The organism is Microbacterium sp. W4I20, from assembly GCF_030816505.1.
Classification (GTDB): domain Bacteria; phylum Actinomycetota; class Actinomycetes; order Actinomycetales; family Microbacteriaceae; genus Microbacterium.
Genome location: NZ_JAUSYB010000001.1, coordinates 308,162 through 325,544, shown reverse-complemented (window position 1 = coordinate 325,544; position 17,383 = coordinate 308,162). Strand labels below are relative to the sequence as shown.

Genomic DNA, 17,383 nt, shown 5'->3' with positions numbered 1-17,383 from the left:
CCGTGGTTCACGACTCGTCGCGGAAGTCGGAGATCGTGCGCTCCACGAGGCGGGGTTCGTCGAAGACGACGTCGCAGCCGTCGCTCTGAGGTGACTGGGCCTCGAATCCGACCTCGAGCGTCTTGTCGCCGTTCGGGAGCGCGAACGCGCGGATCAGCATCCATCGTTCGCCGTCCGTGGAGGCGTGGAAGGCGAAAACCGTCCCCTTCCGAGATACACGCAGGTGCACGTGATCACCGTCGACCGTGAAGGCGTTGGCGTCGTCGGACACGCGATCGTTGACGACACTGACGATCATGCCCTGCCCGCGCGGCGAGAACTCGAAGCAGAGCTTCGCCCACGTCTCACGGTCGTGGCGCAGGAACAGCACGCCGGCATCGAACGTGCCTGCGAAGCGGACGCGGACGCGCGCGCTCAGCTGGAAGTCGCCGGCGGGAGCATCGGTCAGAAGTGTCGCGGCGTTGTGCAGCGTCGACGACGTGACTTGGTCGCCGTCATCGCCGCCCGGGTCGGTGAAGATGTCAGTGCCGGGAATGCTGGACACGCTGATGCTGCCCGAGGCAGGATCCACCGACCAGCGGTCTTCTGGGAACGGGCGGAACGGGGTCTCGATGCTCGGGATGTATACCGTCATGCGATCAGGCTAGCCCCGATCCGGCATCGACTGGTGGGCCCTGCCGGGATCGAACCGACGACATCCACGGTGTAAACGTGGCGCTCTACCAGCTGAGCTAAAGGCCCTGGTGCGTCCAGTGTATCGGGCGTCCGATGCGTACCCCTGTCGTGGAAGAGGGATAGGCTGAACCCGGCGCGCGTTGTGCACAGCCGACAAGGCTGCCCGCGTCGCTTCCCGTTTCCTTGGCATGACCTGCCAGCTTGACGAAAGGCTCCACCCCGTGACTGTTCACGACCAGGATCCGTATTCCCAGGGCCCCCTCGACAGCGATCCGGAGGAGACCGGCGAGTGGCAGCAGTCGCTCGATGAGCTGGTGGATGCGAAGGGCCACGGTCGTGGCCGAGAGATCATGCTCAGCCTGCTCAAGCGCTCGAAGGAGCTGCACCTGGGCGTGCCGATGGTCCCGACCACGGACTACATCAACACCATCGCACCGGAGAACGAGCCCGAGTTCCCCGGTGATGAAGAGGTCGAGCGCCGCTACCGCGCCTGGATCCGCTGGAACGCCGCGATCACGGTGCACCGCGCGCAGCGCCCTGGCATCGGGGTCGGCGGACACATCTCCACCTACGCCTCCTCGGCCGCCCTGTATGAGGTCGGCTTCAACCACTTCTTCAAGGGTGCGGATCACGCGGGCGGCGCCGACCAGATCTTCGTGCAGGGTCACGCCTCCCCCGGCACCTATGCACGTTCCTACCTCGAGGGTCGCCTGACCGAGGATCAGCTCGACGGCTTCCGCCAGGAGAAGTCGCACGCCCCGAACGGCATCCCCTCCTACCCGCACCCGCGCCTCATGCCGGAGTACTGGCAGTTCCCGACCGTCTCGATGGGTCTCGGCCCGATCAACGCGATCTACCAGGCGATGTCGAACAAGTACCTCGAGAACCGCGGCATCAAGGACACCTCCGCCTCGCGCGTCTGGGCCTTCCTCGGCGACGGCGAGATGGACGAGGTCGAGAGCCGCGGCCAGCTGCAGGTCGCCGCCAACGAGGGCCTCGACAACCTCACGTTCATCGTCAACTGCAACCTCCAGCGCCTCGACGGGCCGGTGCGCGGCAACGGCAAGATCGTCCAGGAGCTGGAATCGTTCTTCCGCGGCGCCGGCTGGAACGTCATCAAGGTCGTGTGGGGCCGCGAGTGGGACGACCTGCTCGCCCGCGACACCGAGGGCGCACTGCTCAACCTGATGAACGTCACCCCCGACGGCGACTACCAGACGTACAAGGCCGAGTCCGGCGCGTACGTCCGCGAGCACTTCTTCGGCCGTGACGAGCGTGCCGCAGCCCTCGTCAAGGACTACTCCGACGACGACATCTGGAACCTCAAGCGCGGCGGTCACGACTACCGCAAGGTCTATGCCGCGTTCAAGGCCGCGACCGAGCACAAGGGCAAGCCCACCGTCATCCTGGCGAAGACCGTCAAGGGCTACGGCCTCGGTCCGCAGTTCGAGGGCCGCAACGCGACCCACCAGATGAAGAAGATGACGCTCGACAACCTCAAGACGTTCCGCGATGCGATGCACATCCCGATCACGGACGCGCAGCTCGAGGAGAACCCGTACCTTCCCCCGTACTACAACCCGGGACCCCAGGACGAGACGATCCAGTACATGCTCGAGCGTCGTCAGGCACTCGGCGGCTTCCTGCCGGAGCGTCGGTCGACGCACGTCGGACTCTCGCTGCCGGACGACGCCGCGTACGCCCTGCCCAAGAAGGGCTCCGGCACGCAGGAGATCGCCACCACCATGGCGTTCGTCCGCCTGTTGAAGGACCTCCTCCGCTCGAAGGACTTCGGCCACCGCATCGTGCCGATCATCCCGGACGAGGCACGCACCTTCGGCATGGACGCGTACTTCCCGACCGCGAAGATCTACAACCCGAACGGCCAGCACTACACGTCGGTCGACCGGGAACTGCTCCTCGCCTACAAGGAGAGCCCGCAGGGCCAGATCGTGCACGTCGGCATCAACGAGGCGGGCGCTCTCGCAGCCTTCACGGCCGCGGGCACCTCCTACGCCACCCACGGCGAGCCGCTCATCCCGATCTACCTCTTCTACTCGATGTTCGGATTCCAGCGCACGGGCGACGCGCAGTGGGCGGCCGGCGACCAGATGGCCCGCGGGTTCATCATCGGCGCCACGGCCGGTCGCACGACGCTCACCGGCGAGGGACTTCAGCACGCCGACGGCCACTCGCACCTGCTCGCGGCCACCAACCCGGCCACGGTCTCCTACGACCCGGCGTACGGCTACGAGATCGCGCACATCATGCGCTCGGGTCTCGAGCGGATGTACGGCGGGAACCACGAAGACCCGAACGTCATGTACTACATCACGGTGTACAACGAGCCGATGGTGATGCCGGCAGAGCCGGAGAACGTCGACGTCGACGGCATCGTCAAGGGCATCCACCGGGTGTCCGTCGGCGAAGGCGAGGGCCCCCGTGCTCAGCTGTTCGCGTCGGGCGTCGGACTCCCCTGGGCCCTCGAGGCGCAGGAGCTGCTGAAGAACGACTGGGGTGTGATCGCCGACGTCTGGTCGGTCACCTCGTGGACCGAGCTGCGCCGCGACGGCCTCGCCGCCGACGAGCACAACTTCCTGTACCCGGAGGAGGAGCCCCGCACGGCCTACCTCACCCAGAAGCTGCAGGGCGCCGAAGGTCCGGTCGTCGCGGTGAGCGACTTCATGCACGCCGTGCAGGACCAGATCCGCCCGTGGGTCCCGAACCGCTTCGCCACGCTCGGCGCCGACGGCTTCGGTTTCTCCGACACCCGTGCTGCGGCACGTCGCTTCTTCAAGATCGATGGCCCGTCGGTCGTCGTGCGCACCCTGCAGTCGCTGGCGGAGGACGGCGTCGTCGACCGCTCGCTCGCGGCTCAGGCGATCCGGAAGTACAGCCTGCACGACGTCAACGCCGGCACGAGCGGCAACGCAGGCGGGGAGAGCTGAGCCCTCGGTGACAGGTTCGTCTTCCCGCAGCATGGACAAGGCTGCGACGCTCACCTGGCTGCGCCGGATCTCCGGCGACATCGCCTCGGTGACCATCAAGCGGCTGGAAGACACACTTCCGTGGTACGCCGACATGCCACCAGCCCGCCGCTCGGCGGTCGGGCTGGTGGCGCAGGCCGGCATCACCTCGTTCATCCAGTGGTACGAGGACCCCAATTCCACGCCCTGGATCGCGGCCGACATCTTCGCGGCGGCGCCCCGCGAGCTGCTGCGCAGCGTCAGCCTTCAGCAGACGCTGCAGCTGATCCGGGTGACGGTCGAGGTGACAGAGGAGCGCGTCGCCGGCCGGGGGAACGATCTTCGCGAGGCGATCCTGCTGTACTCGCGGGATGTGGCCTTCGCCGCCGCCGACGTCTACGCCAGGGCCGCCGAGGCCCGCGGGCTCTGGGATGCGCGGCTGGAGGCACTGGTCGTCGACTCGATCCTCACGGGTGAAGCCGACGAGGAGCTGCCCAGCCGCATCGCCGCTCTCGGCTGGCACGGCCACGGCGAGGTCGCGGTCCTGGTGGGCACGACACCCCCGCAGTTCGACGTCGACCTCGTGCGTCGCACCGCCCGCAAGCTGGCGGTCGACGTGCTCATCGGCGTGCAGGGATCGCGACTGGTGCTGGTGCTCGGCCGCGCCAGAGTCGCGGGACAGGACACCGAGGAGGTCGAGGACGAACTCGGCTTCCAGGAGATCGCCGCGCGCCTCGAACCGTCGTTCGGCCCCGGCTACGTGGTTCTCGGCCCTGCCGTGGTCGCTCTCGTCGATGCGAGCCAGAGCGCCCGCGCCGCCCTGGCCGGATTCGCTGTCGCGCGTGCCTGGCGCAGCGCCCCGCGGCCCGTGGAGGCGGACGACCTCCTCCCCGAACGCGCGCTCGCCGGAGATCCGCTCGCCAAACAGACTCTCATCGAGCGCATCTTCCGCCCGTTGCAGGCGCACTCGACCGATCTGGTCACCACTCTCTGGAGCTACCTCGACAACGGTCGCTCGCTCGAAGCCACCGCCCGGGAGCTGTTCGTGCACCCGAACACCGTGCGCTATCGCCTCAAGCGCGTGAGCGAGGTCATCGGCTGGGATGCCACGGGGCCGCGTGAGGCCCTGATCCTGCAGACGGCGCTCATCCTCGGATCGATCGGCGTGGGCGATCAGGCGCGTCGCCGCCCGGCCCTCCGCCGCCCGCAGCGCTGAGCGCCGCGCACCGACGGCCTGTACGCCACACACAAGGGATCCTCGGAATCTTGTGATGGATCATCCACCGCATAACCCGAAACGCTGAGAGACTGAGTACGTGATTGTCGTCGTATGCCCTGGTCAGGGCTCGCAGACCCCCGGATTCCTCGCCCCTTGGCTCGAGCTCGACGGAGTGGCAGAACGCCTCGCGGCCTACTCGGATGCGGCGCAGGTCGACCTCCGCGAGCACGGCACGGTGTCGGATGCTGACACCATCCGCGACACGCGCGTCGCGCAGCCGCTCATCGTCGCGGCATCGCTGATCGCCGGCGACGCGCTGGTCCAGCGGGCCGGCCGGTCGGCTGACGGCATCGCCGGACATTCGGTGGGCGAGATCGCGGCGCTGGTCGGCAGCGGAGTCATCGACGCGGAGACCGGTATGCGCCTCGTCGGCATCCGCGGACGAGCCATGGCGGATGCCGCGGCACAGACCCCGACCGGCATGAGCGCCGTCCTGGGCGGCGACGAGCAGGCGGTCCTCGAGCGGCTGACGGAACTCGGGCTCTCCCCCGCCAACTACAACGGCGGCGGCCAGCTCGTGGTCGCCGGCGAGCTCCCCGGCCTCGAAGCCCTCTCGACCCAGCCGGTCAAGGGCACTCGTGTGATCCCGCTGCAGGTCGCCGGCGCCTTCCACACCGAGTACATGGCCCCCGCGGTCGCCGCGCTGCGCGACGCCATCGGCACCGTGACACCCGCCGACCCCACGATTCCGCTGTGGACCAACCGCGACGGCTCGCAGGTGGAGAGCGGCACGCAGGCGCTCACCTATCTCGTCGACCAGGTGTCCTCGCCCGTGCGCTGGGATCTCTGCATGGCCTCGTTCGCCGAACACGGAATCACCGGCCTCATCGAACTCGCGCCCGCCGGCGCGCTCACAGGTCTTGCCAAGCGCGGGCTGCGCGGAGTGCCGACCGTCGCTGTGAAGACTCCCGAAGATCTCGACGCAGCCGTCGCGCTGCTGAACGGAGAAGCCGCATGACCGCCACCCTGAAGCAGGTCACCGGACCCGCCTACACGCGGATCTATTCGTTCGGTGCCGCCCGCGGCGAGAACGCCATACCGAACGACGACCTCATCGGCCCGATCGACTCCAGCGACGAGTGGATCCGTCAGCGCACCGGGATCATCACCCGGGTCCGTGCCGACAAGGGCACCGATGCCATCGACCTCGCGGCCATCGCGGGCGCCGAGGCCATCGAGAAGTCCGGCATCCCCGCCGACCAGATCGACCTGGTCATCGTCGCGACGATCAGCAACCCGAAGCAGAGCCCCTCGGTCTCGGCGATCGTCGCCGATCGCGTCGGCGCGAACCCGGCGGCCGCCTATGACGTCAACGCAGCCTGCGCGGGATACTCCTACGCGGTCACGCAGGCCGATGCCCTGATCAGGGCCGGCGCTGCCCGGTACGCCCTGGTCATCGGCAGCGAGAAGCTCTCCGATGTCGTCGACCCGGCCGACCGCAGCATCTCCTTCCTTCTGGGCGACGGCGCCGGCGCCGCGCTGATCGGTCCGAGCGACACGCCCGGGATCGCCCCCGCCGTCTGGGGCTCCGACGGCTCCAAGGCGGATGCCGTCGGCATGAACGGCACGCTCACGCAGTTCCGCGACGGCGAGGTGCCGTGGCCCACCCTCCGCCAGGAGGGCCAGACCGTCTTCCGGTGGGCAGTGTGGGAGATGGCCAAGGTCGCGCGCGAAGCACTCGACAGGGCGGGCGTCGAACCGTCCGACATCGCCGCGTTCATCCCGCACCAGGCCAACATGCGCATCATCGACGAGTTCGCCAAGCAGCTGAAGCTGCCGGAGACGACGGTCATCGCCCGCGACATCGAGACGACCGGCAACACCTCGGCGGCATCCATCCCGCTGGCCAGTCACCGACTCATGGCCGAGCACCCGGAGCTGTCGGGCGGCCTCGCCCTGCAGATCGGCTTCGGCGCCGGGCTCGTCTTCGCCGCACAGGTCGTCGTCCTCCCCTGAGATCGCGCGAGAATCCCTAGACTGTTCCACGGTTCCGATTACAACCCGCAAGAAAGAGGAAGACCACATGGCTTTCACCAACGATGAGGTCCTCGCAGGCCTCGCAGAGCTCATCACCGACGAGACCGGCATCAACGCCTCCGAGGTCGCCCTGGAGAAGTCGTTCACCGACGACCTCGACATCGACTCGATCTCGATGATGACGATCGTCGTCAACGCCGAGGAGAAGTTCGGCGTCACCATCCCCGACGACGAGGTCAAGAACCTGAAGACCGTCGGCGACGCCGTCAACTTCATCGTCGCAGGCCAGGAGTAATCCGCGCAGGATGCCACCCCCGCCTCCGCGGGGCGTGGCATCCTCTGCCTTGCCCGAACTCCGCTCGACCCCGCCCGACAAGGAACCACACCATGACCAAGCGCATCGTCGTCACCGGCATCGGCGCCACGTCCGCCATCGGCGGGACCGCCCCGGACAACTGGACCAACCTGCTCGCAGGCGTGTCCGGGACCCGCACTCTCGAGCACGACTGGGTCGAGCAGTACGGCCTTCCCGTGACGTTCGCCGCAGAGGCGATGGTGCGACCGGAAGAGGTGCTCCCGCGGCATGAGGCCAAGCGCCTCGACCCCTCGTCGCAGTTCGCGCTGATCGCCGCGCGCGAGGCGTGGGAGGATGCCGGATCTCCCGAGGTGGACCCCGAGCGGCTCGGCGTCGACTTCGCGACCGGCATCGGCGGCCTCTGGACCCTGCTCGACGCCTGGGACACCCTGCGTGAGAAGGGCCCGCGACGCGTGATGCCCCTCACCGTGCCGATGCTGATGCCCAACGCGGCGGCCGGCAACCTCTCTCTCCAGTTCCACGCCCGCGCCTACGCGCAGACCGTGGTGAGCGCCTGCGCCTCGAGCACCGAGTCGATCATCCACGCCTTCCACCACCTGCAGGACGGGCTCGCCGACGTCGTGATCGCCGGTGGCACCGAATCCGCGATCCACCCCATCACCATGGCGTCGTTCGCCTCCGCGCAGGCACTGTCACGACGCAACGACGACCCGGCGCACGCCTCGCGTCCCGGAGCGATCGACCGCGACGGCTTCGTCATGGGCGAGGGAGCTGCAGCCCTCATCCTCGAGACCGAGGAGCACGCCAAGGCTCGCGGCGCGAAGATCTACGGCTACGTGCTCGGCGGCGGCGTGACCGCCGACGCGTACCACATCACCGGCAATGACCCCGAGGGCACCGGCGCGGCCCGCGCGGTGACCCAGGCACTCGAAGAGGCCGGCGTCACCCCCGAGCAGGTCACGCACATCAACGCACACGCGACGTCGACCCCGGTCGGCGACCCGAACGAGTATGTGGCACTCAAGAAGGTCTTCGGCGACCGACTCGGCGAGATCCCGGTCTCCGCGACCAAGGCATCGACCGGCCACCTCCTCGGCGGTACCGGTGCACTCGAGGCGATCTTCTCGCTGCTCGCACTGCGCGATCGTGTGGCGCCTCCGACGATCAACATGACCGAGCCCGACCCCGCCGTGCCGTTCCGCCTGTCCGGTGAGGCGACGCCGCTCGGCGACGGTCCGCAGATCGCGATCAGCAACTCCTTCGGCTTCGGCGGCCACAACGCCGTCGCCGTGTTCGCCAACGCCGACTGACAGCTCGGAACAGAAGGGGCTTCGGGAGATTCTCCCGAAGCCTCTTCTCGTGTCGCGGCACCTGCTCAGGGCTGTCACACGGGCGCGAGTCGGCGCGAGCGTTCCGCACGGATGCGGGTGATGCGCGGCAGGAACCAGCCGACCAGAGGGCCGACGCCGAGTGCGAACAGCACCGTGCCGACGCCCACCGGTCCACCGAGCAGGAAGCCGATGAGCAGCACGCTGCCCTCGATCAGTGTGCGCACGATCCACACCCGCCAGCCGGTGCGCCGCACGAGCCCGGTCATCAGCCCGTCCCGCGGCCCCGGCCCGAAGCTCGCAGCGATGTACAGACCGGTCGCGAATGCGAGAAGCACCAGACCGACGACGAACATCGGTGCGCCGACCCAGATCGAGGGCGGATCGGGAACGACGAGCAGCGTGAGGTCCGCACTCGGCCCGATCAGGAGCGCGTTGAGCAGCGTTCCGATGCCCACCCGCTGTCGGAGCGGAATCCAGAGGAGCAGCACGACGACGGCCACGAGGTTCGTGACGGCTCCGTATCCGAGGCCGGTCTGCGTCGCGATACCCAGTGACAGCACGTCCCAGGGCGCGACTCCGATCCCGCCGCGCACCATCAACCCCAGCGCGACACCGTAGAGGACCAGCCCGACGATCAGCTGCACCAGGCGCTCGACGAGGTCGCGGCGACTCGTGGCGGTGACAGGGAGGATCGCGGAACGGAGGTTCATCTCTCCATGGTGCTGTATCCCGCCTCCGCACAGAGAAGGCCACTCTCCGAAAAGTGGTCTGCTGATATCAGGCCAGTTTGCGGCATCCTGGAGTGGTGACCTCACGATTGGTGGATCAGCTCGGCGCCCGGAGCGCGGCCGGCGCGACCGCAGCGGCTCTGGCGGGACAGATCCGCGCCCTCATCCTCGACGGACGCCTCACGGTCGGCGAACGACTCCCCAGCGAGCGTTCCCTCGCCCTCGAGCTACGCCGGTCGCGATCGACGATGACCCGGGCCTACGACCTCCTCGAGGTCGACGGCTATGTCTCGCGCAGACAGGGCGGGGGCACGCGGGTCGCGCTCCCCCACGACCACGTCTCGCCGCAGATGGACGAGGACGATTCCGCGATCGATCTCTCCATCGCCTCCATGGACTCCACACCGGGGCTGTACGACGCCACCGTCCGCGCCCTGCCGCGGCTGGCCGCCCTGCGCGGGACGAGCGGGTACTCGCTGCGCGGCCTCCCGGAACTGCGCGACGCCGTCGCCCGGCGCTTCACAGAGCGTGGCGTCGCCACCGATGCGGAGGAGATCATCATCACCTCCGGGGCGCTGAGCGCTCTCAATCTGGTGCTCGCGACGATCGGCCGACGCGGAGAGCGCGCCGTCGTCGAACAACCCACCTTCCCGCACGCACTGGAGGCGATCCGCCGGTACGGGTACCGCACGCTGCCCACACCGGTCGACGTGCAGGGATGGGACACGGCTCACCTCACCGAGCTGCTGCTGCAGAGCCGCCCGCATATCGCGTACCTGATCCCCGACTTCCACAATCCCACCGGTGCCACGCTGACGAATTCCGAGCGTTCGCTCATCGCTGCGACGGCGCAGAACACCGGTACGTATCTCATCGTCGACGAGACGACCGCAGAGCTCGACATCGATCGCGGATGGTCTCCGCGCCCGATGGCCGCGTTCGGGCCGCACGTCGTCACCATCGGCTCCATGTCGAAGATCGCGTGGGGCGGCATGCGAATCGGCTGGATCCGCGCCGAGCGTCCACTGATCGCCCGTCTGCTCGCGGTGCGGCCATCCTTCGAACTCGGCACCGCCCTCCTCGAACAGTGCATCGCCGTCGAACTCCTCACCGAGATGCCCGCCCTCGCCGCGCACGTGCGCGCGCGCCTCGATGCCGGGCGGGCGGCCGTCGCAGAGGGCCTCGCACGCATCGAGGGAGTACGGATGCCGCAGACGCACGGCGGCCTCTCCGCCTGGGTTGATCTGGGGGCACCCGTGTCGACCCGACTCTCGCTGGCGGCACGCGAGCACCGACTGATTCTGCCGCCAGGCCCGAGATTCGCCACCGGTGGCGTCCTCGAACGGCGACTGCGGATCCCTATCACCCTCCCGCCCGATCGGACGAAGGCGGCGATGGAGAGACTGCGGCTCGCCTGGTCGGACGTGCGCGATGGCGAGATCACAGACCGCGAGGAGCTGCCGCGCGCCGCCGTCATCTGATCATCGCGACGAGGACCCCGTCCCTCTGCGGGGCGGGGTCCTCGTCGTGTGGAGCGGGATACGTCTTCTCAGCGTCCGGGATGGATCACCGGCATCCGATACTCACGCCTCCGCGCTCCAGGCTTCGTGGGTCGGTCATCCGACCTTGTGCAGCCAGACGACGCGTGCGTCATCGCTGGCATGGCGGAACGGCTCGAGCTCCTCGTCCCAGGCCGAGCCGAGGGCGACGTCCAGCTCGCGCTGCAGCTCGACCGCGCTCCCCGCGGCGATCTCCATCGCGTAGCGGATGCGATCCTCGCCGACGACGATGTTGCCGGCGGCATCCGTCTGCGCGTAGTGGATGCCGAGGTCGGGCGTGTGCAGCCAGCGGCCGCCGTCACTGCCGGGTATCGGATCCTCGGTGACCTCGAACCGCAGGTGCTCCCACCCGCGGATCGCGGTCGCAAGAGCCGCCCCGGTGCCGACCGGGCCATCCCAGTAGAACTCCGCGCGGCGGGCGCCGTCGAGGACTGGCTGCGCGGTCCAGTCGAAGTTCACTGCGCGCCCGATAGCGCGCCCTACCGCCCATTCCAGGTGCGGGCAGAGCGCGCGAGGCGCAGAGTGGATGAACACCACTCCGCGTGCGTAAGCCGTCGCCATGATCTCTCCGTTTCATCAGGTGCGTCTTCCCCAACGACCTGAACCAACGTGAGTGGCGAGAATATGCGGTTATGGGCTCATTCTCGCTTACCTGCCCCGAAATCACAAGCGTGTAGTTCACACAAAGAAGGCCCCGGTCTTCCCGACCGGGGCCTTCGTCGCTTCGACAGGCTCAGCGACCCAGGAGGAGGCTCAGCGCCCCAGGAGGAGGCTCAGGCCTCGCTCATCGCCTGCTTGACCTGCTGACCCTTCGCGGCGTAGTAGGCGGCGCGAGCGGCATCCTTGCGGGCCTGCTCGGCGTACCCTGCCTCGAGGACATCCTGCGCGACCTCGTAGTTGGGAACGTCATCCGTGCCGTTGTACTTCTCGATGTACGCGTCGAGCTCAGGACCCGAGGTCCACGACGTGATCAGGCAGTAGCGGGGCTCGTCGCCGTTGTGCGTGGCGGCGTGCCAGAGGCGCTGCGTGTCGACGATGAGCTGCGCTCCGGCCGGAAGGGCGATGCGGTACTCGATGCTCGGGTCGGTGCGGTTCTCGCGGAGGACGAAGTAGCTGTCCTTGTCATCCGTCAGGTTGAAGAATCCGCGGACGACCCAGCCGGTCCCGTCGGGGTTCAGACGGTTGTTGTCGTCCTGGTGCAGGTTGTAGAGGCACTCGCCGTAGGGCGTCGGCTGCAACTCGATGACGCGGCAGCGGCCGACGTTGGCGCCCGGCTCCTGCGCGCGACGGGTCAGGTTCGGAGCCTTCTCGGTCTGCGAGTCGATCCAGACGCCGTCCTTATCGGTGCGCGGCGGCTTGTGGTTCCAGAAGCCGTTGCACTCGATGTCACCGAAGGCACTGGCGAGAGGAGCGAAGCGGGTGTCACCCGACGACTTCCAGTCGTTGTACTCGATGTCGAGCCACTCCTTGGGGTCGAGCTCCTGGTTGTAGCTGTCGAGGACGACGAATCCTTTTTCCTCGAGGGCAGCGGACTTGATGTATCCCATGATCTGAGTCAGATCCTTTCATCGGGGGCCAGCACGTTTTAACAGGCCCTGATAAGGCAAGCCTAACAGCGACGATCGCGAGCTCCCCTGAGGTCGGCCGTGCATAACCGAATAGACTGGATCGGGCGCCCGGCGAGTCCACGGCGCCCGGCGCTACGGGAGGACGAGACACCAGCATGAGCACCGCGACCAACGTCGAGGCGACAGCAGTCAACACGATCGAATGGCTCGCGGCGGGGTCGAAGAGCATCGTCGTCCCGGTGTATCAGCGCCAGTACCGCTGGGACATCGGAGGGTGCGAGCGGCTGCTCGCCGACATCCGCGCGGTGGCTCGCGAAGACGAGTCCCACCGCCACTTCATCGGGTCGATCCTCTCGGCCGAAGACGGCCCGTCTGGCGACGCCGACCTCATCCTGATCGACGGACAGCAGCGCATCACCACCCTGATGCTGCTGGTGGCATCGCTCCACCACGCCGTCCGGGAGACCGATCCGGTCACCGCGGCCGAGCTGGAACGGGTACTGGTGCGGCAGGACGCGCCCGATCGCACGAAGCTCCGTCCGCACGACGCCTGGGCGGAGCTGTACGAATCGGTGGTGCTGGACCGCCGCGGCGACGCCGACCGCGAATCCCGCTTCGACGACAACTACGCCTTCTTCCGCAGCCAGATCCACGTCGACGAGGTGCCGCGAATCTGGCAGGGGCTGCGGCGACTCGAGCACGTCTCGATCACCCTCGGCGCCGAAGCGAACGCGCAGCAGATCTTCGAGAGCCTGAACTCCACGGGCGAGCCGCTGCGCGATCACGAGCTCATCCACAACTACATCCTGATGGGTCTGACCCACGCCGAGCAGGTCGACGTCGAGTCGTGCTACTGGATCCCCATAGAGCAGCACACCGGTGAGGCGATCGGGGCCTTCTGGCGGCACTACCTCGTGCTGGTCACCGGTCGGGAGCTCGCAGCGAACGGCGAGCACGGCGTGTACAGCGCGTTCCGCCGGTCGTTCCCCCGCGTCGATCTGGCGCAGCTGCAGAGCGACGCCGAGAACTGGCGGCACTTCGCCGAGATCTACGGCATCCTGCTCGATCCCTCGCGGGAGCCGGATGCCGAGCTCGCGCGGCCACTGCGCTACGTGAACACGTTCGGCCGTTCCTCCTACCCGCTCGTGATGAGCGCCTACAGCGACCATGCGCGGGGCGTCATCGACCGGGACGAGTTGATCGAGACCCTGGAATGGATCCAGGCGCTGCATCTGCGGCGCACCCTGGTGAATCTCCCGGGCGAGCGTCTGATCGCCCGGCTGTGCCGAGCCCGAACGGGCGGGCGCGACTCGCTGGCCCGCGCCTTCGCGAGGATCACTCCGTCCGATGAGCGCGTGAGCGCGGTGCTGAAGTACGCCGAGCTCCCCCATGCCGCCTACGTGCTCGGACGACTGGAAGGCGTCGACGACCTCGATGCCTACGATGTCGAACACGTCGTTCCCACAGCCCCCGGCGACACCTGGTCGGGAGACGGACTGCGGCCGTGGAGCGACTACACCGAGGACGAGCAGAACAGCCACCGGGCGCTCGCCCCGACCCTCGGAAACCTCACCCTGCTCGAGCAGCCGCTGACCGAGCGGGTGTTCGGAGCGGCCTTCCCCGTCAAGCGCGACGAGGCCTACGCCCGGAGCTCGGTACCGGCGACGCGCGCACTCGCGGGAGCCGACAGCTGGGGCACGGCAGCGATCTCGCAGCGCACGGTCGCGCTGACGACCGATGTCGTGCGGATCTGGGCTCGGCCGGCGCTGCCGGAGATCGACGACGACGGCCTGACCCCCATCCTGGATGCCGTCCGCCGTCGCGGCTGGCCGGCGGGCTGGGAACGCGAGTTCGACTACGTCGAGTACCGCGGGGAACGCTGGGAGGTCCCCGACGTCAAGTACCTCTTCAACCGGGTCTTCCGCCGGGCCTGGACCGACACCCGGAGCGCCGCGCTGACCTACTGCGCAGAGCACGGCGGTCCGATCTACGACGAGATGGCCTGGAAGGGACAGTGGGACGAGCTCGACGACTCCCACTTCCTCTACATGGGCTGGGACTCCCACTACATGATGACCGCCGTGCAGGGGGTGCTGGAGGAGTCCGGCATCGCCGCCGAGGTCTTCGTCAAGTACTCCTACATAGGGAACGTGATGTGATGACCGCCGAGACCCGCACCCGCCGACTTCTCGATCTCACCGTCGAGGAGCACACGCTCACCGTTCCCCTCGTCTGGGGCGATCCCGCCGACACTCGGACGATCGACGTGTTCGCCGCGGTCGTCTCGCGGGAGGGCGGCGAAGCCCTCCCCTACCTGGTCTTCCTCCAGGGTGGCCCGGGCCATGAGTCTCCCCGTCCCTTCCATTCGTCGACGGCGCCGGCGTGGCTCGACGAGGCGCTCGCCCACTATCGGGTGGTACTGATCGACCAGCGCGGCACCGGCCGGTCCACACCGGTCGGCGATGCGGATCTCGACCGGGGCGCATCGGTCGTCGCCGAGCACCTCACGCACCTGCGCGCCGACGCCATCGTGCGCGACTGCGAGGCGCTGCGGGAGCACCTGGGCGCCGCGACCTGGACCGTGCTCGGACAGTCGTTCGGCGGCTTCACGACGCTGGCCTACCTCTCGACGGACGCCCGCTCCCCTCGAAGACGTCTTCATCACCGGCGGGCTCAGCACCGTGGAGCGCCACCCCGACGAGGTCTATGCCCTGTGCTACGACAAGATGCGTTCGGCATCGGAGCGCTACTACCGCCGGTTCCCCGAGCATCGCGACGCCATGCTCCGACTGGTCGACCTGGCAGATGCCGGGCTCATCGTGCTTCCGGACGGCGAGGTCGTGTCCCGATCCCGGATGCGCTCCGTCGGATCCGCCCTCGGGACGAACGACGGCTGGCAGACCGTGTGGTCCCTTCTCGAGCAGGACCCGACGTCGAACGCCTTCCGGCACGACCTCCTGCACGCGATGCCGTACAACGGCCGCAACCCGCTGTATTTCGCCTTCCACGAGTCGAGCTACGCGAGCGGGCAGGCGACGCGGTGGTCTGCGGAACGCACGGAACCAACCGACTTCCGGGACGATGCGAGTCTCTTCACCGGCGAGCACATCCGACGCGACTGGACCGAGACGGTGCCGGCCTTCCAGCCCTGGCGCGATGTCGCCCTCGAGCTGGCCGAGTTCGAGTGGCCGGAGATCTACGACGCCGAGGCGATCGCCGCCTCGGGCGCGACGGGTGCCGCTGCCGTCTACGTGAACGACGTCTACGTCCCTCTGGAGTTCTCGCTCGAGACGGCACGACTGCTGCCCGGAGTCGAGGCGTGGATCACCTCCGAGCACGAGCACAACGGGTTGCGTTCCGGAACGGTGCTGACGCGACTGATCGATCTGGCGCACGAACGCCGCATCCGCTGACGGCTCTCCGCCGGAAGGCGGATGCCGCACGGCGACGCCGTGTCTAGGCTGGACCCATGAAGGACGTCATGGCGTGGACGGCGGTGGCCGTCGTGCTGGCCATGGGGCCCGGCCTCCTGATCTTCGGCATGATGCGAACCTTCTCGAGGAAGCCGGTCGAGGAGAAGTACGAGAACGCCGCCGCGGGCGGTCTGGTCGGCGTCTTCGACAGTGTGTGGTCGCCGACCGCGCACGAGGCGAGCCAGGAGCGCGACCGCCAGACGCAGCGCACGGCACCGGCCCCGTCCCCCGGCGACCCGCCGGGAAGGATCCGCGGCGACCGCATCGTCATCGACATCTGACCGTCGCGCGGCACGACGAAGGCCCCGCACTCCGAGGAGTGCGGGGCCTTCGTGACAGCGGTCGTTACTTGGACGAGCCGCCGAAGCCCTTGAAGCGCTGGTTGAACTTCTCGACGCGACCGGCCGAGTCCATGATGCGCTGCTTTCCCGTGTAGAACGGGTGCGAGGCGGAGGAGATCTCGACGTCGATGACGGGGTACTCCACGCCGTCCAGCTCGATGGTCTTGGTCGCGTTCACCGGGACCGTGGAACGGGTGAGGAACGTCTCGCCCGAGCCGAGGTCGCGGAACACGACGGCCGTGTACGTGGGGTGAATGTCAGTCTTCATGGGATTCCTTAGTTGCTGCCCTGGATTGTGCCAGGGACGAGGGAAGTCTGCGGCGCAGTGAGCACCAAGGATCGATTCTATCAGTAGTTCTAAACTCTGCGTGACTCGGTTCAGGATGCCGCGCGGGCGGCGTACCGGCCGTCGTCGGAGCTCAGAGTGATCGGCATCCCGAACGCCTCGCTCAGTGCCTCGGCGGTGAGCGTCTCAGCGATCGGGCCGGCGGACACGACGCGGCCCTCGCGAAGCAGCATCACATGCGTGAACCCGACCGGGATCTCTTCGACGTGGTGCGTGACCATCAGCATCGCCGGCGTCGACGGAGACGACGCATAGCCGCTCAGCAGGGCGAGGAGCTCTTCTCGCGATCCGAGGTCGAGGGACGCCGTCGGCTCGTCGAGCACCAGCAGTTCGGGGTCGGTCATGACGGCCCGCGCGATCTGCACCCGCTTCTGCTCGCCGTCGCTCAGCGTTCCGAACGTGCGCTGAGCGAGATGATCGAGTCGCCAGTCTCCGAGTACCCGGAGGGCACGGCGCTCGTCGATGTCCTCGTAGCTCTCGTTCCACCGGCCGAGCACCGAGTACGCAGCCGTCAGAACGGTGTTGAGGACGGTCTCGTCGCGCGGCACCTGCTTGGCCATCGCCGACGAGGCGAACCCGATGCGGGGACGCACCTCGAACACGTCGGTGCGGCCCAGGGTCTCCCCCAGCACCGTGACGGTTCCGGCCGTCGGATGCATCAGCGTGTCGGCCAGCTGCAGCAGCGTGGTCTTGCCTGCGCCGTTGGGCCCGAGGATCACCCACCGCTGATCGTCGGCGACCTGCCAGGTCACGTGATCGACGATGTTGCGCCCTTCGCGGCGCACGACGACGTCGGTGAATTCCAGAGCGATCGACATGTCTCC

At 68.1% G+C, this 17,383-nt stretch carries 16 protein-coding genes, 1 tRNA gene and 1 pseudogene; 11 read left to right on the top strand and 7 right to left on the bottom strand.

The annotated features are described in order from the left end of the window. Nucleotides 1–7 precede the first annotated feature (7 nt). Both QFZ21_RS01585 and QFZ21_RS01580 read right to left on the bottom strand, forming a co-directional pair. Nucleotides 8–634, bottom strand: coding sequence for a DUF1349 domain-containing protein (locus QFZ21_RS01585; protein WP_307373745.1), 627 nt, complete (start codon nucleotides 632–634; stop codon nucleotides 8–10). A gap of 31 nt (nucleotides 635–665) precedes the next feature. Further along, nucleotides 666–741: transfer RNA gene (locus tag QFZ21_RS01580), tRNA-Val, on the bottom strand. Between the two features lie 155 nt (nucleotides 742–896). Here QFZ21_RS01580 and aceE point away from each other — a divergent pair. The 6 genes from aceE (at nucleotide 897) to QFZ21_RS01550 (ending at nucleotide 8,523) form a co-directional block, all read left to right on the top strand. Further along, nucleotides 897–3,623, top strand: coding sequence for a pyruvate dehydrogenase (acetyl-transferring), homodimeric type (gene aceE / locus QFZ21_RS01575; protein WP_307373743.1), 2,727 nt, complete (start codon nucleotides 897–899; stop codon nucleotides 3,621–3,623). Nucleotides 3,624–3,654: 31 nt separating this feature from the next. Then, complete coding sequence (locus QFZ21_RS01570; protein WP_307373742.1) at nucleotides 3,655–4,857, top strand: CdaR family transcriptional regulator; 1,203 nt, start codon at nucleotides 3,655–3,657, stop codon at nucleotides 4,855–4,857. A gap of 100 nt (nucleotides 4,858–4,957) precedes the next feature. Continuing rightward, nucleotides 4,958–5,878: an ACP S-malonyltransferase gene (locus QFZ21_RS01565; RefSeq protein ID WP_307373741.1), complete on the top strand. Its 921-nt coding sequence runs from the start codon at nucleotides 4,958–4,960 to the stop codon at nucleotides 5,876–5,878. Beyond that, a complete protein-coding gene (locus QFZ21_RS01560; RefSeq protein ID WP_307373740.1) occupies nucleotides 5,875–6,876 on the top strand; it encodes a beta-ketoacyl-ACP synthase III in 1,002 nt (333 codons plus the stop codon). Before QFZ21_RS01565 ends, QFZ21_RS01560 begins: the two co-directional genes overlap by 4 nt. Nucleotides 6,877–6,943: 67 nt before the next feature. Continuing rightward, entirely contained in the window at nucleotides 6,944–7,192 is a 249-nt protein-coding gene (locus QFZ21_RS01555) for an acyl carrier protein (protein ID WP_017202249.1), read from the top strand. A 92-nt stretch (nucleotides 7,193–7,284) separates the two neighbouring features. Then, on the top strand, nucleotides 7,285–8,523 hold the full coding sequence (locus QFZ21_RS01550) for a beta-ketoacyl synthase (RefSeq protein WP_307373727.1): 1,239 nt from the start codon (nucleotides 7,285–7,287) through the stop codon (nucleotides 8,521–8,523). A 74-nt stretch (nucleotides 8,524–8,597) separates the two neighbouring features. Here QFZ21_RS01550 and QFZ21_RS01545 read toward each other — a convergent pair whose 3' ends face one another. After that, nucleotides 8,598–9,254, bottom strand: coding sequence for a YitT family protein (locus tag QFZ21_RS01545; protein WP_307373725.1), 657 nt, complete (start codon nucleotides 9,252–9,254; stop codon nucleotides 8,598–8,600). A 95-nt stretch (nucleotides 9,255–9,349) separates the two neighbouring features. Here QFZ21_RS01545 and QFZ21_RS01540 point away from each other — a divergent pair, with 95 nt between their 5' ends. Further along, nucleotides 9,350–10,753, top strand: coding sequence for a PLP-dependent aminotransferase family protein (locus tag QFZ21_RS01540; protein ID WP_307373723.1), 1,404 nt, complete (start codon nucleotides 9,350–9,352; stop codon nucleotides 10,751–10,753). Nucleotides 10,754–10,888: 135 nt separating this feature from the next. On the opposite strand, the gene QFZ21_RS01535 is transcribed toward QFZ21_RS01540, so the two are convergent. Beyond that, nucleotides 10,889–11,392: a DUF3145 domain-containing protein gene (locus tag QFZ21_RS01535; protein WP_307373720.1), complete on the bottom strand. Its 504-nt coding sequence runs from the start codon at nucleotides 11,390–11,392 to the stop codon at nucleotides 10,889–10,891. 212 nt (nucleotides 11,393–11,604) lie between these two features. After that, nucleotides 11,605–12,378, bottom strand: coding sequence for a hypothetical protein (locus tag QFZ21_RS01530; protein ID WP_307373718.1), 774 nt, complete (start codon nucleotides 12,376–12,378; stop codon nucleotides 11,605–11,607). A gap of 176 nt (nucleotides 12,379–12,554) precedes the next feature. On the opposite strand from QFZ21_RS01530, the gene QFZ21_RS01525 reads away from it, so the two are divergent. The 4 genes and pseudogenes from QFZ21_RS01525 (at nucleotide 12,555) to QFZ21_RS01510 (ending at nucleotide 16,153) form a co-directional block, all read left to right on the top strand. Beyond that, nucleotides 12,555–14,558, top strand: a complete 2,004-nt coding sequence (locus QFZ21_RS01525; RefSeq protein ID WP_307373716.1) for a DUF262 domain-containing protein — start codon at nucleotides 12,555–12,557, stop codon at nucleotides 14,556–14,558. Further along, nucleotides 14,558–14,971, top strand: a pseudogene (locus QFZ21_RS01520) (alpha/beta fold hydrolase); the annotation flags it as partial. The gene QFZ21_RS01525 and the pseudogene QFZ21_RS01520, both read left to right, overlap by 1 nt. A 109-nt stretch (nucleotides 14,972–15,080) precedes the next feature. Then, nucleotides 15,081–15,812 carry a hypothetical protein gene (locus QFZ21_RS01515; RefSeq protein WP_307373713.1) on the top strand — a complete coding sequence of 244 codons (732 nt, stop codon included), beginning with the start codon at nucleotides 15,081–15,083 and terminating at the stop codon, nucleotides 15,810–15,812. Nucleotides 15,813–15,868: 56 nt separating this feature from the next. Continuing rightward, on the top strand, nucleotides 15,869–16,153 hold the full coding sequence (locus tag QFZ21_RS01510; RefSeq protein ID WP_307373710.1) for a hypothetical protein: 285 nt from the start codon (nucleotides 15,869–15,871) through the stop codon (nucleotides 16,151–16,153). Between the two features lie 64 nt (nucleotides 16,154–16,217). Here QFZ21_RS01510 and QFZ21_RS01505 read toward each other — a convergent pair whose 3' ends face one another. Continuing rightward, nucleotides 16,218–16,481 (bottom strand): type B 50S ribosomal protein L31, encoded by a 264-nt coding sequence (locus QFZ21_RS01505; RefSeq protein WP_307373706.1) that lies wholly within the window; start codon nucleotides 16,479–16,481, stop codon nucleotides 16,218–16,220. A gap of 110 nt (nucleotides 16,482–16,591) precedes the next feature. Further along, a complete protein-coding gene (locus QFZ21_RS01500) occupies nucleotides 16,592–17,377 on the bottom strand; it encodes an ABC transporter ATP-binding protein (protein WP_307373703.1) in 786 nt (261 codons plus the stop codon). Nucleotides 17,378–17,383 lie beyond the last annotated feature (6 nt).